At 69.2% G+C, this 24,456-nt stretch carries 16 protein-coding genes; 6 read left to right on the top strand and 10 right to left on the bottom strand.

Annotated elements, in window-relative coordinates; translation table 11 throughout:
- Window positions 1–25 precede the first annotated feature (25 nt).
- From ABZS97_RS22125 to ABZS97_RS22110, 4 genes are all read right to left on the bottom strand, one after another.
- Entirely contained in the window at window positions 26–1,675 is a 1,650-nt protein-coding gene (locus ABZS97_RS22125) for a glycoside hydrolase family 13 protein (protein ID WP_356140011.1), read from the bottom strand.
- A gap of 145 nt (window positions 1,676–1,820) precedes the next feature.
- Window positions 1,821–2,732, bottom strand: coding sequence for a carbohydrate ABC transporter permease (locus ABZS97_RS22120; RefSeq protein ID WP_356140010.1), 912 nt, complete (start codon window positions 2,730–2,732; stop codon window positions 1,821–1,823).
- 12 nt (window positions 2,733–2,744) lie between these two features.
- A complete protein-coding gene (locus ABZS97_RS22115; protein ID WP_356140009.1) occupies window positions 2,745–3,743 on the bottom strand; it encodes a sugar ABC transporter permease in 999 nt (332 codons plus the stop codon).
- 175 nt (window positions 3,744–3,918) lie between these two features.
- On the bottom strand, window positions 3,919–5,208 hold the full coding sequence (locus ABZS97_RS22110) for an extracellular solute-binding protein (RefSeq protein WP_356140008.1): 1,290 nt from the start codon (window positions 5,206–5,208) through the stop codon (window positions 3,919–3,921).
- A gap of 445 nt (window positions 5,209–5,653) precedes the next feature.
- Here ABZS97_RS22110 and ABZS97_RS22105 point away from each other — a divergent pair, with 445 nt between their 5' ends.
- Window positions 5,654–7,036 (top strand): alpha-amylase family protein, encoded by a 1,383-nt coding sequence (locus ABZS97_RS22105; RefSeq protein WP_356140007.1) that lies wholly within the window; start codon window positions 5,654–5,656, stop codon window positions 7,034–7,036.
- 248 nt (window positions 7,037–7,284) lie between these two features.
- A complete protein-coding gene (locus ABZS97_RS22100; protein WP_356140006.1) occupies window positions 7,285–8,514 on the top strand; it encodes an RNA-guided endonuclease TnpB family protein in 1,230 nt (409 codons plus the stop codon).
- 56 nt (window positions 8,515–8,570) lie between these two features.
- Here ABZS97_RS22100 and ABZS97_RS22095 read toward each other — a convergent pair whose 3' ends face one another.
- The gene (locus ABZS97_RS22095; RefSeq protein ID WP_356140005.1) at window positions 8,571–10,649 is read right to left on the bottom strand and encodes a carbohydrate-binding module family 20 domain-containing protein; all 2,079 of its coding nucleotides are present in this window, start codon (window positions 10,647–10,649) and stop codon (window positions 8,571–8,573) included.
- 233 nt (window positions 10,650–10,882) lie between these two features.
- Here ABZS97_RS22095 and pulA point away from each other — a divergent pair, with 233 nt between their 5' ends.
- The 3 genes from pulA (at window position 10,883) to ABZS97_RS22080 (ending at window position 18,417) form a co-directional block, all read left to right on the top strand.
- Window positions 10,883–16,294, top strand: coding sequence for a pullulanase-type alpha-1,6-glucosidase (gene pulA, locus ABZS97_RS22090; protein ID WP_356140004.1), 5,412 nt, complete (start codon window positions 10,883–10,885; stop codon window positions 16,292–16,294).
- 71 nt (window positions 16,295–16,365) lie between these two features.
- Window positions 16,366–18,021 carry a fused response regulator/phosphatase gene (locus tag ABZS97_RS22085; protein ID WP_356140003.1) on the top strand — a complete coding sequence of 552 codons (1,656 nt, stop codon included), beginning with the start codon at window positions 16,366–16,368 and terminating at the stop codon, window positions 18,019–18,021.
- A gap of 42 nt (window positions 18,022–18,063) precedes the next feature.
- Entirely contained in the window at window positions 18,064–18,417 is a 354-nt protein-coding gene (locus ABZS97_RS22080; RefSeq protein ID WP_356140002.1) for an isomerase, read from the top strand.
- Between the two features lie 3 nt (window positions 18,418–18,420).
- On the opposite strand, the gene ABZS97_RS22075 is transcribed toward ABZS97_RS22080, so the two are convergent.
- The 5 genes from ABZS97_RS22075 to ABZS97_RS22055 all read right to left on the bottom strand — a co-directional run bounded on the left by ABZS97_RS22075 (window position 18,421) and on the right by ABZS97_RS22055 (window position 23,817).
- A complete protein-coding gene (locus ABZS97_RS22075) occupies window positions 18,421–19,149 on the bottom strand; it encodes a TetR/AcrR family transcriptional regulator (protein ID WP_356140001.1) in 729 nt (242 codons plus the stop codon).
- Between the two features lie 56 nt (window positions 19,150–19,205).
- Complete coding sequence (locus ABZS97_RS22070) at window positions 19,206–20,204, bottom strand: PDR/VanB family oxidoreductase (RefSeq protein ID WP_356140030.1); 999 nt, start codon at window positions 20,202–20,204, stop codon at window positions 19,206–19,208.
- A 59-nt stretch (window positions 20,205–20,263) separates the two neighbouring features.
- Entirely contained in the window at window positions 20,264–21,169 is a 906-nt protein-coding gene (locus tag ABZS97_RS22065; protein ID WP_356140000.1) for a metal-dependent hydrolase, read from the bottom strand.
- Window positions 21,170–21,305: 136 nt separating this feature from the next.
- Window positions 21,306–23,234, bottom strand: a complete 1,929-nt coding sequence (locus ABZS97_RS22060) for a hypothetical protein (RefSeq protein ID WP_356139999.1) — start codon at window positions 23,232–23,234, stop codon at window positions 21,306–21,308.
- Window positions 23,235–23,295: 61 nt separating this feature from the next.
- Window positions 23,296–23,817, bottom strand: a complete 522-nt coding sequence (locus tag ABZS97_RS22055; RefSeq protein ID WP_356140029.1) for a tetratricopeptide repeat protein — start codon at window positions 23,815–23,817, stop codon at window positions 23,296–23,298.
- A gap of 125 nt (window positions 23,818–23,942) precedes the next feature.
- Between ABZS97_RS22055 and ABZS97_RS22050 the strand changes: the two genes are divergently transcribed.
- A complete protein-coding gene (locus tag ABZS97_RS22050; protein WP_356139998.1) occupies window positions 23,943–24,425 on the top strand; it encodes a hypothetical protein in 483 nt (160 codons plus the stop codon).
- Window positions 24,426–24,456 lie beyond the last annotated feature (31 nt).

The following is a 24,456-nucleotide window of genomic DNA, read 5'->3' as shown; positions in this document are numbered from 1 at the left end:
AGGATTGGACTGTACCGGTCGCATGTCAGGCTGCCCACCAGACCGTTGAATCCGCGGGCAGTTCGGTCGCCTCGGCGCCCGCCTCGACATCCGCACTCGCCAGCAGCACGCTGCCCGGCGTCGGCACCCGCACCGGGGCCCCGGTGAGGTTCACCGTGCAGACGAAGGAGCCCTGTTCGGTGTCGCGGCGGAAGGACAGCACACCCTCCGGAGCCGGCAGCCAGTCGATCCGGCGGCCCGCGCCGAGCGCCGGGTGGTCGCGGCGCACCGCGAGCGCACTGCGGTAGAACTCCAGCGTCGAGGTGGGGTCGCCCTCCTGCGCCTCCACCGTCAGGTGCTTCCAGCCGGCCGGCTGCGGCAGCCAGCTCGGCCCGCCCTCGACGGGACCGAAGCCGAACGGCGCGACCTCGCCCGACCACGGCATCGGTACCCGGCAGCCGTCACGGGTGCCGTCCTGCCCCGCGCTGCGGAAGAACGCCGGGTCTTGGCGCACCTCGTCGGGCAGGTCGACGACCTCGGGCAGACCGAGCTCCTCGCCCTGGTAGAGGTACGCCGAGCCGGGCAGCGCCAGCATCAGCAGGGTCGCCGCCCTGGCCCGGCGCAGACCACGCGCCTCGTCCCCTTCCGCGAGACGCGTGGAGTGCCGTACGACGTCGTGGTTGGAGAGCACCCATGTCGCGGGCGCGTGCACCGCGTTCATCGCGCCGAGCGAGCGGTCGATGACCTCGCGCAGGTCGGTCGCGTTCCACTCGGTGGTGAGGTAGGAGAAGTTGAACGCCTGGTGCAGCTCGTCCGGGCGCAGATACAGCGCGCTGCGTTCGACGGTCGGCGTCCACGCCTCCGCGACGGCGATCCGCTCACCCGTGTACTCGTCGAGGATCCGGCGCCAGCTGCGGTAGATCTCGTGCACGCCGTCCTGGTCGAAGTACGGCACGGCCTCGGTGCCGAGCAGCTTGACCTGCTCGTCGTGGCCGATGTCCGGCAGGCCCGCCGCCTTGACCAGACCGTGGGCCACGTCGATACGGAAGCCGTCGATGCCCAGGTCCAGCCAGAACCGCAGGATGGAGCGGAACTCGTCGTGGACGGCCGGGTGCTCCCAGTTGAAGTCGGGCTGCTCGGGCGCGAACAGATGGAGGTACCAGTCGCCGTCCGGCACGCGCGTCCACGCCGGGCCGCCGAAGATGGACTCCCAGTCGTTCGGCGGCAGTTCACCGCTGTCGCCCTTGCCCGCACGGAAGTGGAAGCGCTCCCTCAGCGGCGAACCCGGGCCCTCGCGCAGCGCCTGCTTGAACCACTCGTGCTGGTCGGAGCAGTGGTTGGGCACCAGGTCGACGATGACGCGCAGACCCAGCGCGTGCGCGTCCCGGACGAGGTCGTCGGCGTCCGTCAGATTGCCGAACATCGGGTCGACGGCACGGTAGTCGGCCACGTCGTAGCCCGCGTCCGCCTGCGGGGAAGCGTAGAAGGGGGAGAGCCACACCGCGTCGACACCGAGCTGCTTCAGGTACGGCAGCCGGGCGCGGACGCCGGGCAGGTCGCCCATGCCGTCGCCGTTGCCGTCGGCGAAACTGCGCGGGTAGACCTGGTAGATGACCGCGTCGCGCCACCACTCCCGGCGCCCGGAGGCGGCGGAGGAGGCGTCGGTGGGGAGTGCGTCGGTGACGTGCTGGGTCATGGATTCCCTTAGGGGTGCGGGGGGATCGACGGAGGCGCTTGCGGGGCTTGCCAGGGGGCTACTGATGGATCTCCGTGGAGCGTGCGTGCCAGGCGTCGTGACGCCGCGGAGATCCATCAGGAGCTCCCTAAGTGCGGGAAGGCCGTCACGACTTGGTGCCGCCGGCGGTCAGCCCGGAGACCAGGCTGCGCTGCACCAGCATGAAGACGATGGCCGCCGGGATCGTGATGATGATCGCCGTGGCCGAGGTCCACGCCCAGTCGGGCCGCTGGTCCTGCGCGAAGGTGCGGATGCCGACGGAGAGCGTGTAGTGGTCGGACTGCATGAACTGCGTGGCGTACGCGACCTCACCCCAGGCGGTGAGGAAGCTGTAGAACGCGGTCACCGCGAGGCCCGGCTTCGCCAGCGGCACGATGAGCCGCCAGAACGTGCCGAAGGGGGTCAGGCCGTCCACCCGGCCCGCCTCGTCTATCTCCTTGGGGATCGTGTCGAAGTACCCCTTCATCATCCAGGCGCAGAACGGCACTGCCGTCGTCGCGTACGCCAGGATCAGGCCGAGGTAGTTGTCCAGCAGGTTCAGCTCGGACATCAGCAGGTACAGCGGCACGATCAGCACGATACTGGGGAACATCTGGGTGACCAGGAACGTCCACATCAACTGCTTGCTGCCCGGGAACTTCATCCGCGACACCGCGTAGCCCGCGGTCGCGGCGAGGAAGACACCGAGCACCGTGGTGCCGCCGGCGACGATGACGGTGTTGAGGAACCACTTCGGCAGATCCGAATGCGCCAGTACGTCGCTGTAGTTGTGCAGGCTCAGGTTGCCGAGCACCTTGCCCGGCTCCTGCCAGGCGTCCTTCGGGCCGAGCGAGATGAACAGGATCCACACCACCGGGAAGGCCGCGATCACCGTGGCCAGGATCAGGGTGGCGTGCAGGGCGATCGACGAGCCGAGGCTGCGCTCCTCGCGGCCTCGCACCTTGCGGGGGACGGCCGTGGCGGACCTGCGGGAGGTGGTGGGAGCGGACGCGGAGGTCTCGTGGGTTGCTGCGGTCATGGCGAGGGCTCCTTACGCCTGCTCGGACTTCAGGGTGCTGCGGCGGTAGAAGGTCGAGAAGGCCATCAGGAGGGCGAGGATGATGATTCCGTAGGTCGCGGCCCCGGCGTAGTCCGAGATGCCGGTGAAGGCCTTGCGGAAGGCGAAGGTGACCAGGATGTCGGCGTCGCCGCTCGTGTTGTTGCCCAGCAGCAGATAGATGACGTTGAACATGTTGAACGTCCAGATGCAGCCGAGCAGGATCACCGTGTTCGTCACCGGACGCAGGCCGGGCAGCGTCACGTTGACGAAGCGCTGCCAGGGCGAGGCGCCGTCCATCTCGGCGGCCTCGTACAACTCCTTGGGGATGGACTGCAGTCCGCCGAGGACCGCGACCATGTTGAACGGGATGCCGATCCAGACGTTCACCATGATGACGGCGACCTTCTGGGCGAACGGGGTGCCGAGCCAGTCCTGCGCGGGCAGGCCGAACGCGGTGATGACCTCGTTGAACACGCCGTACTGCGAGTTGAGCATCAGCCGCCAGGCGAACACACCGATGAACGACGGGACCGCCCAGGGCAGGATCAGCATCGCGCGGTAGAAGCCGCGGAAGCGGACCTTGCGGTTGAGCAGCACCGCGAGACCCATGCCGAGGCCGACCTGGAGCGTCACGCAGGAGACGGTCCAGATGACCGTCCACACCAGGCGCGGGTAGAAGTCGCTGTCGGCGCCGGTCAGCACGTCCCAGTAGTTGTCGAGTCCGACGAACTGGTAGGTGGCCGGGCGGTGGAAGGCGCCGATGGTGGTCGCGACGTTCGCCTCGTTGGCGTCGGTCAGCGACTGGTAGATGCCGTATCCGAGGGGGTAGAGGACGAGGACGGCCAGGACGATGGCGACCGGGGCCACCATGGCCCAGGCGTACCAGTACTTGTCCCAGGACCGTCGGAGCGCCGAAACGCGTGGGGGGCGCGCGGCCTTGTCGCCTCGCGCTGTCTTGCCGGAATTCTCGGTGCTCGCTGCGGTCGTCATCCTCATCGGCTCTTTCGCGGCGGAAGTCTGGGTGGAGTCCGGCGGGTTTCTCGCGAAACCCGCCGGGTCCTGGTGGTTCCGCAGCCCCAGGGGAGCCCCAGGCGGGGCGGCAGCGGGGTAAGTCCTTCCCCGGGGCTGCGTGTCCTTGATTGCCTACTGGCTACCGGGTGGGTGATCAGCCGATGGAGTAGCCGGGCAGGAGCTTCTGGAACTCCTTGGCGGTGCGGTCGAGCCCGTCCTTGACGGACGAGTCGCCCTGCAGGATCTTCACGTAGTTCTGGGCGAGCGGCGTGAAGAGCGAGCCGACCTGGGGGAGCGCGACGCGCGGGCGGGCGGTCTGCTCCAGGATCGGCTTGAAGCCGGCGATCTTGGCGTTCGCGGTGACCTCGGAGGTGTAGGCCGACTTGCGGGTCGGCAGCGTGCCCGTCTTCGTCGCGATGTCGACCTGGCTCTCGGTGGACGTCATGAACTGAGTGAACAGGTAGCTGGCGTCGAGGTTCTTCGAGCCCTGGTAGACCGTGAGGTTGTGGCCGCCGGTCGGGGCCTGTGCCTTGCCGCCCGCACCGGCCGGGACGGGCGCGTAGCCGAGGTTGTCCTCGTTGCCCTTGAAGGCCTTGCCGGTGACGTCGTCGCCGACGGACCAGGGGCCCTGGATCAGCATGGCGACCTTGCCGTTCTTGAAGGCCGTCTGCATGTTCTGGTAGGCGTTCGCGAAGTCGACCTTCATCGACGCCTCGTCGTTGATCTTCTTCGCCGTGGTCAGCGCGGTGACGGCGGCGTCGTCACTGATGGTGATCTTCTTCGACGAGGTGTCGGCCATGTCCGCGCCGTTGCTGTAGAGCAGCGGGAGCAGGAAGTAGGAGTCGGGGTTGAGGTAGGTGCCGTATGCCCCGGTCTTCTTCTTGATCGTCTTCGAGTCGCTGATGAACTCGTCCCACGTGGTGGGCGGCGCGTCGATGCCGGCCTTCTTGAGCAGCTCCTTGTTGTAGAGCAGGCCCAGGGTGTCGGTGACGGACGGGACGCCGTACGTCTTGCCGTTGTACTTGGTGGTGTCCATCGGGCCCGAGTTGAAGTCCGAGGTGCTCGTCAGCGCGGTGGTGCCGTCGAGCGGGGCGATGTAACCGAGGGACGCGTACTCGGCCATCAGGCCCACGTCGGTGCGGACGACGTCCGGGGCGCCCTTGCCGCTCTTCGCGGCGGACTTGAACTTCTGCTCGACGTCGGTGAACGGGATGCTCTCGTAGTTCACCTTGATCTTCGGGTACTTGGCCTCGAACTTCTTGATCAGGGCCTTGTACGTCGGAGCTTCGGTCGCCGCATCCGAGGTGTCCCAGTAGGTGATCGAACCCGAGACGTCCTTGGCGTCCTTCGGCTTGCTCGACGAGTTGTCGTCGGAACCACCGCAGGCGGTCGCGGACAGCGCGATGACGGTCACCGCGGCGGCGATCGATATGCCACGTCGCATATGAGCTCCTAGAAGAGGGGTGCCCGGATCTTCCCTTGGGAGGACCGCGGGTGCCGTCTGTCCCTTCGACGGCCGCCGGGCTGAAAGGGAAGCTAACAGCGCTGCAAGTCCTTGCGAAAGACGTTGCAAGGGATTTTCTGCAAGATCCGGGAAGCGTGACGTTCCCGTTACCGGCATGTGTCGGCAGCCTGGGGGCGGTCCCGCGTGGCCCCGGTCACCTTGACGGGTGAACTGGCGGTGGTAAGCCATCTGTTGAAAGTTGTTACGACATCTTGCTGAAACCTGACAGCCGGAGATACGTTCCCGCTCACGTCCGGCCTTGTTGATCACGCAACGGTGTGCAGGCGGACGGCCGTCAATGCCTCACACAGGGGCATATCGGTACGAAACTCGCATCGCCCTTCGCTCCATCCCCCCACCCGCACGACGAAGTGCAGGAGTACACATGGTCAGGAAGACTCTGGCCGCCTCGGTCGCCCTCGCGGCCGGCATGGCGGTCTCGCTCACCGTTCCCACGGGCATCGCCGAGGCGTCCCCGCCCGGCACCAAGGACGTCACCGCCGTCCTCTTCGAGTGGAACTTCGCCTCGGTCGCCAAGGAGTGCACCAACACCCTCGGCCCCGCCGGATACGGCTACGTCCAGGTCTCACCGCCCGCCGAGCACATACAGGGCTCCCAGTGGTGGACGTCGTACCAGCCGGTCAGCTACAAGATCGCCGGGCGGCTCGGCGACGCCACCGCCTTCCAGAACATGATCAACACGTGTCACGCGGCGGGCGTGAAGGTCGTGGTCGACACGGTCGTCAACCACATGTCGGCGGGCAGCGGCACCGGCACCGGCGGCTCCTCGTACACGAAGTACAACTACCCGGGCCTGTACTCGTCGTACGACATGGACGACTGCACGGCGACGATCAGCGACTACACCAACCGCACCAACGTCCAGAACTGCGAGCTCGTCGGGCTCGCCGACCTGGACACGGGCGAGGACTACGTCCAGTCGAAGATCGCCGGTTACATGAACACCCTGCTCGGCTACGGCGCCGACGGCTTCCGCATCGACGCGGCCAAGCACATCCCCGCGGCCGACCTCGCCAACATCAAGTCCCGGCTGAGCAACACGTCGGTGTACTGGAAGCAGGAGGTCATCTACGGCAGCGGGGAGGCCGTCCAGCCCACCGAGTACACGGGCAACGGCGACGTCCAGGAGTTCCGCTACGCCTACGACCTCAAGCGGGTCTTCAACAACGAGAACCTCGCCTACCTGAAGAACTACGGCGAGGGCTGGGGCTACATGAGCAGCTCCGTCTCCGGCGTCTTCGTCGACAACCACGACACCGAGCGCAACGGCAGCACCCTGAACTACAAGGACGGCGCCAACTACACCCTGGCCAACGTCTTCATGCTCGCCTACCCGTACGGCGCCCCGGACATCAACTCCGGCTACGAGTGGTCGTCCACGGACGCGGGCCCGCCCAACGGCGGCTCGGTGACGGCCTGTTGGCAGGACGGCTGGAAGTGCCAGCACGCCTGGCCGGAGATCAAGTCCATGGTCGCCTTCCGCAACACCACCCGCGGCGCGTCCATGACCAACTGGTGGGACAACGGCAACGACGCGATCGCCTTCGGCCGCGGCAGCAAGGGCTTCGTGGCGATCAACCACGAGACCTCGTCCCTCAGCCGCACCTACCAGACGTCACTGGCTGCGGGTACGTACTGTGATGTCCAGAACAATGCGGCGGTGAGCGTGAACGGTTCGGGCCAGTTCACTGCGACCCTCGGCGCCAACACCGCGCTGGCGATCTACTCGGGCAAGACCAGCTGCTGAACTCCCGCGCACGCACAGGGCCCGGCCACCGCTCCCACGGTGACCGGGCCCCGGCCCGCTGGTGCTCGCGACCCGGATTCATCGGCAATGCCACGGGGTTCACGCCGGTGGTGAAGCCGGTCTCTTTGGTGCTGCGGGGAGTGCCGCAGCGAAACTTTCCGGCGAAGCCGGGTCCTGCTTGCCGATGGTGATGGATCGGACGCATGTTCCCGACGACAGGGGATGGGGCACCTTCGTACGATCACCGCATGCAGCTTCGGTACAGCTTCCGTGTGTACCCGGAGCCCGGTCAACGCATCGCACTGGCCAGGGCGTTCGGGTGTGCCCGCGTCGTGTTCAACGATGTGGTGCGTGCTCGCGAGGACGCCCGCAAGGCCAGGGAGCCGTTCCCGACCGCGGCCGCCCTGTCCCAACAGTTGATCACCCGGGCCAAGAACACTCCGGAACGTTCGTGGCTGGCCGACGTCTCCTCGGTCGTCCTGCAACAGGCCCTGCGGGATGCCGAGGCCGCGTACAAGACCTTCTTCGCTTCCCTCAAGGGTGCACGCAAGGGCCGGAAGGCAAGGTCGCCCCGGCTCAAGTCCCGTAAGGATGCCCGCCAGTCGATCCGGTTCACAGCGAACGCGCGCTGGAAGATCACCGATGGCGGGCGGCTGCTGTTGCCGAAGATCGGCGGCATCAAGGTGAAGTGGTCCCGCAGCCTGCCCGTGACGCCGTCGAGCGTGACGGTGATCAAGGATGCGGCCGGACGGTACTTCGCCAGTTTCGTCATCGCTACCGACCCCGACGCCGACCGGGCCTGCTGGGGTGAGCCGGAACCGGACGCCGCCGTCGGCATCGACCTGGGGCTCAGGTACTTCGCGGTTCTCTCGGACGGCACGAAGATTGACTCTCCGCGGTTTCTGCGTCGCGCGGAGAAGAAGCTGAAGAAGGCGCAGCGGGAGCTGTCCCGTAAACGGAAGGGGTCCAGGAACCGTGAGAAGGCCCGCCTGAAGGTCGCCCGCGCCCACGCCGTCGTGGCGGACGCGCGCAAGGATTTCCATCATCAGCTCTCCACGAAGTTGATCCGAGAGAACCAATCGGTCGCGGTGGAGGATCTGGCGGTGTCGGGACTCGCGCGCACGAGGCTGGCCAAGAGTGTGCATGATGCGGGCTGGTCCCAGTTCGTGACCATGCTCGCCTACAAGGCGGAAAGATACGGGCGCACGTTCGTGAAGATCGGTCGGTTCGAGCCCACCAGCCAGGTGTGCTCCACCTGCGGCCACCAGGACGGGCCCAAACCCCTGCACGTGCGGGAATGGACCTGCCCTTCCTGCGCCACCCGGCACGACCGGGACCTCAACGCCGCCAAGAACGTCAAACAGGCCGCCGGACTGGCGGTATCGGCCTGCGGAGCGCCGGTAAGACCAGAACCAGTTCTGGCACGGCGTAAAGAAACAGGAAGTCACGGAATCCCGCCCGAAGCCAGCGCCGCGTAGCGGCACAGCACCGGGCGGGACGGCCAGAATCTCCCTCCTTCAGGAGGGAGTACAAGTCAATTCCAGGTGTCGTTCGCGGTGTAGCCGCTCGACGTGCCGGTGGAGTACGAGCGGTTGGTGCCCGACTCCCATGTGACGTTCCCGGACGCGTCCTTCTTGATGTATTTGTAGGCGAAGGTCGTGCTCTTGGGGACGATCACCAGCTTGCTCCACGTCGGGTAGAACGCCGACGACAGCGGGATCGCGTCGCTGGTGTTCCAGGAGCCGAGGGAGGCGATGGAGCCGACGACGTAGACGTTGGTGCCGGTGGTGGTGGTCGCGTACTCGTTGAAGGTGACGTCGGTCGCTGAGGCGCTCGCCACGTTCCAGGAGTTGTTGAGCGTGATCGCCGACGTGGTCGTCGTCGCGGATCTGTTGGCGTTGGACTCCCAGGTCACGTTCCCGGAGGAGTCCTTCTTTATGAATTTGTACGTGAAGGACGTGTTGATCGGCACGTTCGCCGCGCCCGACCAGACCGGGTACCCGGAGGACGACAGCGCGATCGCCTTGGAGGTGTCCCAGGAGCCCAGCTCGGAGATCGAGCCGACGACGTACACGTTCGTGCCGGTCGTCGTGGACGCGTACTCGTTGAAGGTGGCGTTCACCGTCGAGGTGGAGCCTCCGCCGTCGTCGCAGCCGACCGTGCAGGTGTAGGAACCGTTGTAGAAGGCGACCGCGTTCTTCGCGGGGATGGTGATCGAAGCGTTGCCGCCCGACACGGTGACCTTGCCGGCGCCGCCGTTGACGACGTTGGAGTACGTGCCGTCGGCCATGCCGGTCGCGAAGGTGTAGGTGGCGGCGCTGGAGCCGTTGTTGACGGCGAAGAAACCGGCGCCGCTGCGCCCGAAGCCGATGACCGAGGACGACTTGGTCGACCAGTTGGAGACGGCCGCGTTGCCGGCCGCGTTGTGCCAGGCCACCATGCCGACGACGGCCGTGTCGCGGTCGAGGCAGTTCCACTGGCCGGAGCAGTCCGTGTCGGTGACGAGACCGGACGAGTTCGGCGGAGCCTGGTCGCTCTGGCTCCACTGCCAGCTGGAGTAGATCGTCGGCGTCGACCACTTGTAGGCGAGCTGGAAGAGGTTGGCGAGCTTGTAGCTGTCGCCGTCCTTGTAGCTCATGTGCAGGCCGTTGCGCTCGGTGTCGTGGTTCGTGACGAAGGAGACCGAGTTGGCTGCCGGGAGGATGCCCGACGACGACAGCGACTCCAGGTCGGAGACGTTGCCCTGGAACGCCGACTTCATCTTGCTCGCGTAGGTGAAGTCGAGGACGTCACCGGAGCCGTAGTAGTCGCTCGGCTGCGGGGTCGAGCCGGGGTAGACCTCGTCGAAGATGTACGGGGCCGAGCCCAGCGTCGTGGTGTTCAGCTTGGCCGCGATGGCCGACATGTCCGCGGCCGGGATGTGCTTGGCGGAGTCGACGCGGAAGCCGTCGACGCCGACCGCGATCTGCTTGTTGAGGAACGCCGCGATGCCCGAACGGACGCTGTCCGCACCGGTCTTGAGGTCGGAGAGGCCCAGCAGTTCGCAGTTCTGGACCTGGGTGAGGTTCGAGTAGTCGTGGATGATCAGGTCGGAGGTGGGGCAGTCGGCCGAGGTGTGGTAGTCGCTCGGGTTCCAGTCCGGGGTGTCGTACTTGTTGGTGAGCGTGGTGCCGTCGTAGCCGGTGCCGGTCTGCGCGGCGGTGTGGTTGATCACCGCGTCCGTGTACACCTTCACGCCCGCCGCGTGGCAGGCCGAGACCATGCTCGCGAACTGCGCCGCCGTACCGAAACGGCTGTTCAGGCTGTACGAGTACGGCTGGTAGACGTCCCACCAGTAGTAGTTGCTCTGCTTGAGGGACTCCGAGGGCGGGGCGACCTGGACGGCGCCGTAGCCGGCCGGGCCGAGCACGTCGGTGCACTCGGACGCGATCGAGTTCCAGTTCCACTCCCACAGGTTGGCGATCACATCGCCCTTTGCGGTGGTGTCCGCGTGGGCGGTGGCCGCCGGGAGGGCAACGGCACCGGAGAGTGCGAGGGCACCCGCGGCGACGGCGCCTGCAACCCGGTGCAGGAAGGTGCGACGCCTCGGTGCGGGGGGCGGGCGTCTGGACATGAGCGGCTCCAGAGGGTGTCGAAGTGGAGGGGCCGTGATTCAACAACTCGTGAGCGTGGGGGAGTTGAGAAGGGCACGTCAAGGTCGGCGTTGAAAGTTCTTGCTGTGAGTTGCAAGGCTCTTGCTGTAAACCTTTCGTTAGCGATACGGTCGCGCCCGGCGCCCGGCAGCGTTGCCGCACTGCGGCCCCGGGCTAGGCCCCGATCGAGCCGTATTCGCAAGGAGTTCACCCTGTGATACCGAGATGGCCGGCGCCCTGGGCGCGCCGTACCCCGCAGCACAGACGGGCCGCGGTCATCGCCGTGGCCGCCCTCACGGCAGCGTTCGTCCAGCCCGTGGCGGCCCGCGCACAGACCCCGCCCGCACCCCCTTCGGACGCGAAGCTCGCCGCCGAGCCCGCCCGGCACGACGACACCCGCGAGCAGTTCTACTTCGTGATGCCGGACCGCTTCGCCAACGGCGACACGTCCAACGACGAGGGGGGCCTGACCGGTTCACGCCTCGCGACCGGCTACGACCCCACCGACAAGGGCTTCTACCAGGGCGGCGACCTCAAGGGCCTGACGAAGAAGCTCGACTACATCAAGGGCCTCGGCACCACCTCCATCTGGATGGCGCCGATCTTCAAGAACCAGCCCGTGCAGGGCACCGGCAAGGACGCCTCGGCCGGCTACCACGGCTACTGGATCACCGACTTCACCCAGGTCGACCCGCACTTCGGCACCAACAAGGACCTGGAGACCCTCATCTCCAAGGCCCACGCCAAGGGCATGAAGGTCTTCTTCGACGTCATCACCAACCACACGGCCGACGTCGTCGACTACGAGGAGAAGTCCTACGGCTACCTCTCCAAGGGCGCCTTCCCGTACCTGACCAAGGACGGCGAGCCGTTCGACGACGCCGACTACGCCGCGGGCGCCAAGGGCTTCCCCTCGGTCGGCACCGGCTCCTTCCCGCGCACCCCCGCCGTGTCCGCCGGGAAGAAGAACGCCAAGGTCCCCTCCTGGCTCAACGACCCGGCGATGTACCACAACCGCGGTGACTCCACGTATGCCGGTGAGTCCACCACCTACGGCGACTTCTCCGGCCTCGACGACCTGTGGACCGAGCGTCCCGAGGTCGTGAAGGGCATGGAGAAGATCTACGAGAAGTGGGTCAGGGACTACGACATCGACGGCTTCCGGATCGACACCGTGAAGCACGTGAACACCGAGTTCTGGACCCAGTGGGCGACCGCGCTCGACAAGTACGCCGCCGAGCGGGGCCGCAAGAACTTCTTCATGTTCGGCGAGGTCTACTCCGCCGACACGTCGATCACCTCGCCGTACGTCACACAGGGCCGCCTCGACGCCACACTCGACTTCCCCTTCCAGGACGCGGCCCGCGCGTACGCCTCCCAGGGCGGCAGCGCGCAGAAGCTCGCCTCGGTCTTCGGTGACGACTACAAGTACACGACGGACAAGGCCAACGCGTACGAGCAGGTCACCTTCCTCGGCAACCACGACATGGGCCGCATCGGGTACTTCCTGAACCAGGACAACCCGAAGGCGACCGACGCCGAGCTCCTCGCCAAGGACCGGCTCGCCAACGAGCTGATGTTCCTCAGCCGCGGCAACCCCGTCGTCTACTACGGTGACGAGCAGGGCTTCACCGGCGCGGGCGGCGACAAGGACGCCCGCCAGACGATGTTCGCCTCCAAGGTCGCCGACTACCTCGACGACGACGAACTGGGCACGGACCGCACGCACGCGAGCGACGCGTACGACACGAGCGCACCTCTCTACAAGGAGATCGCCGCGCTCTCCAAGCTCCGCAGGGACAACCCGGCGCTCGCCGACGGCGTGCAGACACAGCGGTACGCGGCCGACGGCGCCGGCGTCTACGCCTTCTCGCGCACGGACGCGAGGACCGGCACCGAGTACGTCGTCGCCTTCAACAACGCGGGCGAGCCGAAGTCGGCCACCTTCGCGACCGGATCCGCCGACATGGCGTTCCGGGGGATCTACGGCACTGACGACTCCCTGACGAGCGACGCCGACAAGAAGGTCACGGTCACCGTGCCGGCCGGTTCCGCCGTCGTCCTCAAGGCCGCGGGCAAACTCGCCGCGCCCGACGCGAAGCCGTCGCTGACGCTGAAGGCCCCCGACGCGGGCGCCACCGGCACCGTCGAGCTGTCCGCCGACGTCGACGGCGGCCGGCTCAACCGCGTCGTGTTCGCCGCACAGGTCGGGGGCGGCAAGTGGCAGACTCTCGGCTCCGCCGACCACGCCCCGTACAAGGTCACCCAGACCATCGCCAAGGACGTACCGGCCGGAACGGCCCTGCGCTACAAGGCAGTTGTCGTCGACTCCGCCGGACGCACCGCCGCGGCCACGGCCGGCTCGACGACGGGCACCCCGGCCGCCGCGGAGGTCCCCACGGCCTCCTCGCGCGACTATGCGGTCGTCCACTACAAGCGCACCGACGGCGACTACACCGACTGGCGGCTGTACGCGTGGGGCGACCTCGCCGACGGGGAGTCGACGACCTGGCCCGCCGGCCACGACTTCATCGGCCGCGACGCCTACGGGGCCTTCGCCTACGTCAAGTTGAAGCCGGGCGCCTCCAGCGTCGGCTTCCTGGTGATCGACAAGGACGGCAACAAGGACGTCGCCACCGACCGCACGATCGACGTGACCAAGACCGGCGAGGTCTGGGTCGAGCAGGGCAAGGAGGCCGTGACGACCGAGAAGCCCGACTACCCGGCGCAGGACAAGGCCAAGGCCGTCCTGCACTACCACCGCGCCGACGGGAACTACGACGGCTGGGGACTGCACGTCTGGACGGGCGCCGCGAGCCCCACGGACTGGTCGAAGCCGCTGGAGCCGGTGAAGACGGACGCCTACGGCGCGGTCTACGAGGTGCCGCTCACCGACGGTGCAACCAGCCTCAGTTACATCCTGCACAAGGGCGACGACAAGGACCTGCCCACCGACCAGTCGCTCGATCTCACGGCGAACGGCCATGAGGTGTGGCTGGTGGGCGGCCAGGAGAAGTACCTGCTCCCGCAGCCCGCGGGCAGCGCGGCCGCGCTCGACCTGACGACGTCCAAGGCTGTCTGGATCGACCGGAACACGGTCGCCTGGAACGGCTCGGACGCCGCCGCCTCCACCCAGCTCCTGTACTCCCGCGACGGCTCGATCGCCGTGAAGGACGGCGCGCTGACGAGTGACGACGAGCGCTGGCTGAGGCTTTCCAGGACCAGCCTCACCGACGCGCAGAAGGCCAGGTTCCCGCACCTGAAGGCGTACACGGCCTGGTCCGTCGACCCGCGCGACCAGGGCCGGGTGCGCGAGGCGCTGAACGGACAGCTCGTGGCCTCCCAGCGCGCCGCCAACGGAGCGGTCCTGGCGGCGACGGGCGTGCAGATCGCCGGCGTACTCGACGATGTGTACGACGCGACGAAGGCCCACCTCGGGCCCACATTCGACAAGGGCCGCCCCACGCTCGCCGTCTGGGCGCCCACCGCGCAGTCCGTGTCCCTGGAGCTCGACGGCTCCACGGTGCGGATGAAGCGGAACGACACCACCGGCGTGTGGTCGGTCACCGGTCCCGCGTCCTGGAAGGGCAAGGAGTACCGGTACGTGGTGAAGGTGTGGGCGCCGACCGTCCGCAAGGTCGTCACCAACAAGGTCACCGACCCGTACTCGGTGGCTCTGACCGCAGATTCCGAGCGCAGCCTGATCGTCGACCTGGACGCCAAGTCCCTTGCCCCGAGCGGCTGGTCGGCGCTGAAGAAGCCGAAGGCCGTGGCGCTGAAGGACGCCCAGATCCAGGAGCTGCACATCCGGGACTTCTCGGTCGAGGACAAGACGGTTCCCGAGAAGGAGAAGGGCACCTACCTGGCCTTCACCGACCAGAACAGCGACGGCTCCAAGCACCTCAAGGAACTCGCGAAGTCGGGCACCTCGTACGTGCACCTGCTGCCCGCGTTCGACATCGCCACCATTCCCGAGAAGAAGTCCGAGCAGACGAGCACCGACTGCGACCTCGCCTCGTACGCCGCCGACTCCGACAAGCAGCAGGAGTGCGTGGCGAAGACCGCCGCCAAGGACGCCTACAACTGGGGCTACGACCCGTACCACTACACGGTCCCCGAGGGTTCGTACGCGACCGACCCGGACGGCACCGGGCGCACCGTCGAGTTCCGCAGGATGGTCAAGTCCCTCAACGGCGACGGCCTGCGGGTCGTCATGGACGTGGTCTACAACCACACCGCGGCCGCCGGCCAGGCCGACACCTCGGTGCTCGACAAGGTCGTCCCCGGCTACTACCAGCGCCTCCTGGCGGACGGCAGCGTCGCCAACTCCACCTGCTGCGCGAACACCGCGACCGAGAACGCCATGATGGGCAAGCTCGTCGTGGACTCGATCGTCACCTGGGCCAAGGAGTACAAGGTCGACGGCTTCCGCTTCGACCTCATGGGCCACCACCCCAAGGCCAACATCCTCGCCGTACGCAAGGCACTCGACGCGCTCACCCTCGCCAAGGACGGCGTCGACGGCAAGAAGATCATCCTGTACGGCGAGGGCTGGAACTTCGGTGAGGTCGCCGACGACGCCCGCTTCGTCCAGGCCACCCAGAAGAACATGGCCAAAACGGGCATCGCCACCTTCTCCGACCGCGCCCGCGACGCCGTACGCGGCGGGAGCCCCTTCGACTCCGACCCCGGCGTCCAGGGCTTCGCCTCCGGCCTCTACACCGACCCCAACTCCTCTACCGCCAACGGCACTTCGGCCGAGCAGAAGGCCCGTCTGCTGCACTACCAGGACCTCATCAAGGTCGGCCTGTCGGGCAATCTGAGCGGCTACGCGTTCACCGACAGCAGCGGCAAGGACGTCAAGGGCTCCGACGTCGACTACAACGGTCAACCGGCCGGATACGCGGACGCGCCCGGCGACGCCCTCGCCTACGCCGACGCCCACGACAACGAGTCCCTCTACGACGCCCTCACCTACAAACTGCCCGCGACGACGAGCGCGAACGACCGGGCCCGGATGCAGGTCCTCGCGATGGCGACGGCCACCCTCTCGCAGGGCCCGTCCCTCTCGCAGGCCGGCTCCGACCTGCTGCGCTCCAAGTCCCTGGACCGCAACTCGTTCGACAGCGGTGACTGGTTCAACGCCGTCCACTGGGACTGCCGGGACGGCAACGGCTTCGCACGCGGTCTGCCGACCGCGGCCGACAACGCCTCCAAGTGGTCTTATGCCAAGCCCCTGTTGACCTCGGTCAAGGTCGGCTGCGACCAGATCGAGGGCACCTCGGCCGCGTACCAGGACCTGCAGCGGATCCGTACGGCCGAGAGCGTCTTCTCGCTCTCCACGGTCGGCCAGGTCCAGTCGAAGCTGTCCTTCCCGCTGTCCGGCAGGAACGAGACACCGGGAGTGATCACGATGGAGCTCGGCGACCTCGTCGTCGTCTTCAACGCGACACCCGAGAAGCAGAAGCAGACGGTGGACGCCCTGGCCGGGACGGCGTACGCGCTGCACCCGGTGCAGGCGAAGGGCACGGACCCTACCGTCAAGTCCTCGTCCTACGCATCGGATTCGGGCACCTTCGCCGTTCCGGGGCGCACTGTGGCGGTATTTTCCCGCACCGCACGGTAAGCGGACTATTTTGGTGGGCGGGCCCCGGACCCGGGGTCCGCCCACCACTCGTGGCCCGAGGGGCTGCTCCCATGGACGGCAACGGCACGTACGGCGCGTACCGCACGTACGGCGCGCGCCGCAGGAACGGCGACGGCGCCGACTCCACCGTGCTCGTCGTCGACGACGTATCGGCCAGCCGCTACGCCCTGGGCGCCGTACTGCGGCGCGCAGGGCACAGCGTCGTGCCCGTCGGCAGCGCGAGTGAGGCGCTCGTCGAACTCGACGTACGGCTGCGCGCGGGCGTCCTGCCCGACGTGGCGCTCGTCGACGTGGGCCTGCCGGACATGAGCGGCTTCGAACTCTGCCGACGGCTGAAGGCACAGCCGCCCATGGCTGCCCTGCCCGTCGTGCACTTCTCCGCCGCCTACGGCGGGCCCGGCTACCGGTGCCGGGGCCTGGACGCGGGCGGCGAGGCCTATCTGTCGGTGCCCGCCGAACCCGAGGAGATCCAGGCGGTCGTCGGCGCGGTGGTGCGCGCCGCCCGGATCCGCTCGGCGGCCGAGACGCGCGTACGGCGCCTGACGCTGCTGTCCGAGACGATCGTCGCCGTCCAGACGGCGCGCTGCCTGGAGGAACTCGCCACCGCCGCCGCCGAGGGCGCCGCGCGGCTCACCGGCACCCCCGCCGCCGTCTTCGTGCTCGGCGAGGACGGCGAGCTGTACCGCGGGATGTCCCGCAACCGCGCCCGCGCCACCCTGCCCGACCTCGGCGCGCACGACGCCGTGGCCCGGCTCATCCGGCGGACCATGGCGAGCAGCGGGGTGCGCACCACCGTCGTGCCCTTCCCGCAGTGGCCCGCCGGGTTCTTCACACCCGGCGCACCCGACGACGCCCGCCTGGTGCTGACCCGGACACCCGGCGGCACGGCGGGCGTGTGCCTGGCCGCCGCCGTGCCCGGCGCGCCCGACCGGATACCGGAGACCGACACCCTGGTGGCCCGGCTCGCCCAGGCCACCGCACTGGCCGCGGAGCCGCTGCTCATGTACCAGGTGGAACGTCATGTCGCACTGACCCTCCAGCGCAGCTTCCTGCCGCAGAAGCTGCCCGAGACGCCGGGGCTGGACGTCGTCGTCCGCTATGTGCCGGCGTCCCGGCAGACCGAGATCGGCGGGGACTTCTACGCGGCCCTGCGCACCCCCGAGGGGGTGCTCACCGCGGTCGGCGACGTCGTCGGGCACTCGCTGGACGCGGCCACCGTCATGGTGGAGATCCGGCACGCGCTGCGCGCGTACTGCATCGAGACCCCCGCTCCCGACGTCCTGGCCCGGCGGCTGGACCGGATGCTCCAGACCTACCATCCCGACGTCACCGCCACCGTCTGCCTGGTCCTGGTCGACCCGGAGAGCGGGCGCACGCGGATCGCCAACGCGGGGCACATCCCGCCGTTGATCGTCCACGACGCGGGCACCGCCGAGTACGCCGAGGTCTCCGGACCGCTGCTCGGGCTGGGTCTTGACCGCCCGTCTCCCGCCGAGCTCGTCCTTGGGCCCGAGGACCGGCTCCTCATGGTCACCGACGGCCTCATCGAGACCCGCGGCACGGACCTCGCCATCTCCATGGACACCCTCCGCGCCGCGGCCGCCGCCGCGCCGCCCGGCACCGCCGCCCTGTGCGACACCCTGCTCGACTGCTTCGGCCGGGACCGGGAGGACGACATCGCGCTGCTGGCGCTGCGGCTAGGGTGATCGGGATATCCCCTGACAGATGTCCCTCGAACAGGAGTACCCATGCCGCAGATCACCGTTGAACACTCCCCGTATCTCGACGGGGTCGACTGGGGCGGGTTCGCGCGCGAGCTGCACACCGTGGTGGTCGAAACGGCGGCCGCGCGGATCGAGGCGTGCAAGAGCCGGTTCCTGCGGACCGAGGACGAGGTCGTCGGAGCGGAGGCGGAGGGGCACGCCATCGTGCACGTCATGATCGCCCTGCTCGCCGGCCGGAGCGAGGAGACCAAGGCGGAGCTCACCGAAGGCGTACTGGATCTGCTGCGCAAGTACGTCGACCCCGAGGACGGCATCACGCTGCACGCGTCCGCCGAGGTGCGCGACCTCGACCCGTCGTACCGGAAGTTCGAGCGGTAGCCCCTACGCCGCCGGGGGCGAGGCCAGGGTGATCAGGCGTACGGCCAGGTCGCTGAAGGGCCCCTCCGGGGACTCGCCCTTGAGGACCTCGCGGAGCAGAGCGGCCAGTTCGTCGTCGAACCCGGCGCTCACCGCGGCGAGCGCCGCGAAGTCGTGCACGAGCTGCACCTCCAGCTCGCCCCGCGGGATGCGCCGCCCGTCCAGCCAGATCAGCGCCGTCGACTCGACGAGCGAGATCCAGGAGCGGATCACCAACTCCAGGCGGACGGGCGGGTCCTCGACCCTCAGATGCGACAGGATCTGGAGGTAGGCGGCCTGCCGCACCCCGTCGACGAGCCCGTTGATCGTCGACGCCGAGCCGAGGGAGCGGGTCTCGCCCGCGGGAACCGCGGGACCGCCGCGCATCAACGCCGAGAAACCCGGCCCGTGGTCGTCGACGAAGTCGAAGAACCGGCGCATCACGCGCAGCAGCCGCGCCCCCAGCGGCCCGTCCTGCGGCTCCACGAACCGCTCGGCGAGATCGTCCGACGCGCGCTGCAACGCCGCCTCGTACAGGCTGAGTTTGCCGGGAAAGTAGTGGTAGACCAGCGGACGCGAGATGCCCGCGGCCGAGGCTATCTCGTCTATGGAGACCTCGTCGGGCGAGCGTCGGCTGAACAGTTCGAGAGCGACACCGATCAACTGCTGCCGTCGCTCCTCGACACCCATCCTGCGGCGTACCCCGGTTGTCATGCGAACACCTTACCGATCGGAACCGGCCCGGAACGGACCGGTCCGCCCAAGGTCGTTCACATGTCCAACACGATTCGCTCACCAAGTGCGCGCGAGACACAGATCAGCATCGAGTCGTCACGCTCCGCATCCGTCAGCAGTTCGTCGCGGTGGTCTATCTCCCCGTCCAGCACCCGCTGTTGGCAGGTCCCGCAGAACCCCTGCTCGCAGGAGTACAGCGTGTCGGGCAGCTCCGCCCGTACGGCGGCGAGCACGGTGGAGCCTGCGGGCACGGCCACCGTGCGTCCGCTGCGCCGCAGTTCGACCTCGAAGGCACTGTTGCCCTCCGTCGAGGTGTGCGGGCTGAAGCGCTCCAGATGGAGGGCCGCGCCGTCCGGGAGCCGGGCCGCCACCGCGTCCATCAGGCCCTCGGGTCCGCAGCAGTACACCGCGGTGGCCTCCGGGACTTCCGTGAACAGTGCGTCCAGGTCCGGCAGTCCGTCCTCGTCCTGAGCGACGACGGTGACCCGGGACCGGTCCAGCTTCTCGATCTCCTCCAGGAACGGCATCGAGGCACGCGTGCGCCCGCCGTACAACAGCCGCCACTCCACGCCCTGTTGGAGGCTTCGGACCATGGCGAGGACGGGCGTGATCCCGATGCCGCCCGCCACGAACACGTACGACGGCGCGGGTGCGAGCGGGAAGCGGTTGCGCGGCCCGCGCACCTCGACCTCCATGCCCTCCCGGAGCTGCTCGTGCACCTCGCGCGAGCCACCGCGCCCGCCCTCGGACCCGGCCACGAGCCGGGTCGCGACCGTGTACGACGAGGTGTCCTCCGGATCCCCGCACAGCGAGTACTGCCGTACGAGCCCCGACGGCAGCACCAGGTCGAGATGCGCCCCCGGCTCCCAACGGGGCAGGTCGCGCCCCTCCAGTCGCAGTTGTACGACGCCCTCGGCGACCTTCTCGTGCCGGGCGACCAGCAGCCGCAGGGCCCGGGAGCGCGGCTGTCCCGAGACGGGCTCGTCCAGGGCGGGCAGCGGCCACAGCGGCGACGCCGCGATCCGGCGGCGCATCGCGCGCCGCACGAGCAGGGCCGCGCCGGTGGCGGCCGCGACGGTCCGCAGCCGGGGCCTCACGCCGCCCTCGTCTCCGCCGCCGTCGCGGCGGGGGAGGAGGCGAGATAGGCGACGGCCTGCTCGGTGGAGCCCTCCTGGGAGGGATGGTAGGACCGGCTCAGATAGCGCGGGATGGACCTGAGCATGTCGCCGGTGGTGGGCAGCGTGCCCCGCTTCCCGCTCAGATAGAGGTCCTTGAAGGAGGCCTTGCCCGCCGCCAGGGTCGGGTCGTTCTCCATGAAGAACCGCGTCCCGCGCTGCCACAGGAACACCAGCGCGGTGAACGCGGTCGCCCAGGTCCGGGCGCGCCGCCGGTAGCTGCCGTCGACGTGCATGAACAGGTCGAAGGCCACGGACCGGTGCTCGACCTCCTCCGCGCCGTGCCAGCGCAGCAGGTCCAGCATGGTCGGGTCGGCGCCCCGCCGGTCCAGCTCCTGCGAGTTCAGCACCCAGTTGCCGAGGAACGCGGTGTAGTGCTCGATGGCCGCGATGACGGCGACCCGCTCCATCAGCCACCACTTGCGGGCCCGGCCCGGCGGCAAGGTGCGGTCGCCGAGCAGCTTCTCGAAGAACCAGTCGACCTGCGCGGTGTACGGCGTCGGGTCGAGCCCCAGCTCCTTGAGATGCGGGAGCACCTCGTCGTGCGCCTGCGAGTGCATGGCCTCCTGGCCGATGAACCCCATGACGTCCTCGCGCAGCCGGTCGTCCCGGATGTACGGCAGCACCTGCTTGTAGACGTGCACGAACCAGCGCTCACCGGCGGGCAGCAGCAGATGCAGCACGTTGATGGTGTGCGTGGTGAACGGATCGCCCGGCACCCAGTGCAGTGGGGTGTCCTCCCAGGAGAAGGACACCTTCCGCGCCTTGAGGGCTATCCGCTCGGAGTCGACCGGCTGGGGCAGCCGCGCCCGCGTATTAGACATGGCGTCAATGTACTGACGAGTACTTCCGGGCGAAACCCCCGCGCGGCAACTTGTTGACGTGACTGTCAGCTAGTGAGGTGCCGGCTGGAGAGGTGCGGCCGGGGAGGTGCCGACGGTCGTACCCACCGGGCCGCCCCTACCGCAGACCGGTGATCTCCCGGCCGTCCTCCAGGCTCCCCTTCAGCCCGGCCTGTGCCCCCTGCTCGGTGCGGACCGCGAGCAGGGAGCCGCGTGCGGAGCCGTGCACCCCGCCCGTCGCACTGATCGACGCCGTGTCCTTGCCGCCCGCGGCGAGGAGGTACCAGGTGCCCGCGCCGGACTTCCAGAGCACGCCCGCCAGCACCTGCGGATCACGCGGACCGCACGCCGCTGAGTTCTCGGCCTTCGCCGCGACCGCCCCGTACTTCCCGCCCGGCGTGTGGAACTGCGCCAGCACGCGCGTGCCCCCGCCCCGCCAGGTGTCCGCCCGGGTGCACACCCACCCGGCACTCCCGCTCGCGTCGGGCAGCGGCTGGTGCGCGAACTCCCAGGCGTTCACGGACCGCACGCCCTGCGAACGGACGTCACCCAGCGAGCAGGCGAACGGCGACCAGGCACGCAGCGCCTCCGCGCCCGACGCCTCACGCGGCGCGGAGGGCCGGCCGGTGGTGAGGTGCGCCGGGGTCAGCTCGCCGAGGTCGGCCATCAGACGGGTGCCCGAGTCGTCCGTCAGCTGCAGCACGTTCCAGGTCGTGCAGGCGCCGGTCGCCTGGGCCGGGCTGGCCAGCGGGGCGGTCACTCCCTGGGCGGAGAGGGCCAGGTCCATGGTGCCGGACGACGGCTTCAGCAGGTCCCGCTCGGCCGCCTTGCGCACCCAAGGGGCCGTCAGATAGCGGACGTTGCCGTCGGCCCGGTCGAGGACCACGGCGTTCGCCTCGGACCCGCTCGCGCCGTCGACACGCGCGAAGTCCAGGGCCGCCCCGGCGGTGCCGTCCTTCGGCTCCGCGTACCGCGCGATACGCAGACCGTCGTAGAGCAGCACCACCCGCCCCTGGTCGACGGCTCCCGCGTACAGCAGCTGTGGCGGGCCGGGCGGAGCGCCGGACGGGGTGCCCGGGGTCGCCGAGACCTGCACGGACTCGCCGGGCCGCGCCCATACCGCGAGCGCGCGCCGCAGCAGCGCCTTGTCACCTACGAGGTCGCCGCGCGCGGGCCACACGGAGAAGTCGGTGCGCGCCGACGCCCGCCACGCCGTCGCGGGCACGATGGTCAGCCGCGCGGGATCCAGGGCGGCTTCGGCCGCCGGGTTCTGCGCGTACGAGGGGGCGGCGGCGCCGTCGCGCCCCCAGCCGTCCCCGGGCATCCCGAGCAGTGCGCCGCACACGGCCACCGCGGCGGCCGCGGCCAGCGCGGCCTTCATGTGCTGCCTGCGGCGCATCAGGTCGGTGGGCCGGGCGTGCAGAGAGCAGGGGTCGAACTCGGGGGAGCTCAGCAGACCGTCCTGGCTCTCCAGACCGTCGGCCTCCGTGAGCGCCGCCCCGGGGTCCTCGACACCCGCCGCCGTCAGCACCTTCCGTACGTCCGCGTCGGGCAGCTTCTCCAGACCGCGCAGGACGTAGGCGGCGCGGGCGGGCCCGGTCAGCGCGGACAGCCGCTGGTCCAGGGCGAGTTCGTCGGCGCCGCCGGAGCGCGGGAAGAGCCTCAGGCCCCACACCTGGGGGAGCAGCGGCGGCAGTTGGGACCGCTTGGGCCAGGCCTTGCGGCGCAGCGGCAGTCCCGCCTCCAGCGCGGTGCGCACCACCTGGAGACGGACGAAGGCGTAGCCGGGGTCGCCGTCGCGGCCGCCGGTCTGCTGGGCGGGGATGACCGTCGCGTCACCGGACGTACGCCCCCGGGGCAGCGCGCGCTGCGTGAGCGCGTGCGCGGTCAGGACCCGCCGGTTGCGGCCGAGGCTCGGCGGCAGCACCAGATAGGCGAGCCGGACGAGCCGCGGGTAGTGCTCGACGAGCGCGGCCTCGGCCTGCTCGACATCGACGACCGGTCCGGAGGAGGGTGCGGGGCGCGGGGCTACATCCTGTGACTGCACGTTCAGCAAAACGAGCGAATCGTTGGATGGTCACCTGCCCCGCACGGGTGCCCGCGGGCTGCTACGCCTCCGGCTCCACCAGCTGCCGCGCGTAGTTCGCCATCGACCGCTGGTAGCGCGGCAGATGGGGCGCCAGGGCGCCGAGGACGAGGGAGAGGCCCTCGCGGTCGCGGCCCAGGCTGGACAGGCACAGTGCCAGACAGCCGCGTACGGCGTCGTCCAACTCGTCGGAGGGCGCGTCGAGTTCGGGCGTGAGGAGCTTGACGCCCTCCTCCGCCTGCCCGATGTTCCGCAGCGAACTGGAGAGCTGGATCTTGGCGCGGCGGCCCTTGTACCCGCTGAGTCCGCGCGCCAGCGCCTCCCGGTACAGCGGCACGGCCTTGTCCGAGTGGCCCGTCGAGTCCCAGGCGCAGGCCTGCTCGAAGGGGCCGAGCGGGCTGTCGTCGGGCAGTTCGGCGACGAGCGCGTCGATGACCGCGCGGAAGTCCGCCGCGTCCTCCTCGGCGTAGTCGTCGAAGCCGGCCCAGGCGGCCGCGGTGCGCTCTTCCCAGTCGTTCGTGATCACGGGGTCACTCTCGCACAGGTGTGCCCGTGGCGGTATCGGGTTTGCGGACGATTGAGCACGGGACGCGCGGGAGCCGTATCGAAGGAGGGGCCCCTGTCGGGGGCTCTCGGTGGCATGGCCGCCGACAGGTACCGGAGGAACGTATGAGGTTGACGCGCGTGAAGCTCGCAGCCGGGGCCGCCGTGGCCCTGCTGGCGCTGACCGGCTGCGGCGGGTCGGGCGACAACGGCGCCGACGGGGGCAGCGGCAGCAAGAAGGCCGCGGCCGAGGTCCCGGCGACGGCGACCGGCAGCCTGGAGGAGCTGGCCGCCGAGGCGAAGTGCAAGCCGGACATCCAGACGGACGCCGACGAGATCCGCCAGGGTGTCTGCAAGGTGAGCGGCGGCAAGTTCATCCTCGCCACCTTCGCCACCGACCGCGGACAGCGGGAGTGGCTCAACGCGGCCAAGGACTACGGCGGTTCGTACCTCGTCGGCGCCAAGTGGGTCGCCGTCGGCGACCAGCAGATGGTCGGCACGCTGCGCGGCCGGCTCGGCGGGACCGTGGAGGAGGGGGCCTCGCACCACTCGGGAAGCAGTGGTGGTGGGGGGGACGAGACCACGCACTCCGGTCACCACACGGGCTGACCGCGCAGGATCGGGGGAGTACTCGCCCGGC

It is taken from the genome of Streptomyces sp. NPDC005485 (assembly GCF_040606085.1).
In the GTDB taxonomy this organism is placed as follows: Bacteria; Actinomycetota; Actinomycetes; order Streptomycetales; family Streptomycetaceae; genus Streptomyces.
This window is presented reverse-complemented; position numbering and strand designations above follow the sequence as displayed.

What these genes read in the sequence shown, in the direction of transcription:
- ABZS97_RS22125 (WP_356140011.1), bottom strand. Translation starts at nt 1,675, where the DNA reads ATGACCCAGCACGTCACCGACGCACTCCCCACCGACGCCTCCTCCGCC.
- ABZS97_RS22120 (WP_356140010.1), bottom strand. Translation starts at nt 2,732, where the DNA reads ATGACCGCAGCAACCCACGAGACCTCCGCGTCCGCTCCCACCACCTCC.
- ABZS97_RS22115 (WP_356140009.1), bottom strand. Translation starts at nt 3,743, where the DNA reads ATGACGACCGCAGCGAGCACCGAGAATTCCGGCAAGACAGCGCGAGGC.
- ABZS97_RS22110 (WP_356140008.1), bottom strand. Translation starts at nt 5,208, where the DNA reads ATGCGACGTGGCATATCGATCGCCGCCGCGGTGACCGTCATCGCGCTG.
- ABZS97_RS22105 (WP_356140007.1), top strand. Translation starts at nt 5,654, where the DNA reads ATGGTCAGGAAGACTCTGGCCGCCTCGGTCGCCCTCGCGGCCGGCATG.
- ABZS97_RS22100 (WP_356140006.1), top strand. Translation starts at nt 7,285, where the DNA reads ATGCAGCTTCGGTACAGCTTCCGTGTGTACCCGGAGCCCGGTCAACGC.
- ABZS97_RS22095 (WP_356140005.1), bottom strand. Translation starts at nt 10,649, where the DNA reads ATGTCCAGACGCCCGCCCCCCGCACCGAGGCGTCGCACCTTCCTGCAC.
- ABZS97_RS22085 (WP_356140003.1), top strand. Translation starts at nt 16,366, where the DNA reads ATGGACGGCAACGGCACGTACGGCGCGTACCGCACGTACGGCGCGCGC.
- ABZS97_RS22080 (WP_356140002.1), top strand. Translation starts at nt 18,064, where the DNA reads ATGCCGCAGATCACCGTTGAACACTCCCCGTATCTCGACGGGGTCGAC.
- ABZS97_RS22075 (WP_356140001.1), bottom strand. Translation starts at nt 19,149, where the DNA reads ATGACAACCGGGGTACGCCGCAGGATGGGTGTCGAGGAGCGACGGCAG.
- ABZS97_RS22070 (WP_356140030.1), bottom strand. Translation starts at nt 20,204, where the DNA reads ATGCGCCGCCGGATCGCGGCGTCGCCGCTGTGGCCGCTGCCCGCCCTG.
- ABZS97_RS22065 (WP_356140000.1), bottom strand. Translation starts at nt 21,169, where the DNA reads ATGTCTAATACGCGGGCGCGGCTGCCCCAGCCGGTCGACTCCGAGCGG.
- ABZS97_RS22050 (WP_356139998.1), top strand. Translation starts at nt 23,943, where the DNA reads ATGAGGTTGACGCGCGTGAAGCTCGCAGCCGGGGCCGCCGTGGCCCTG.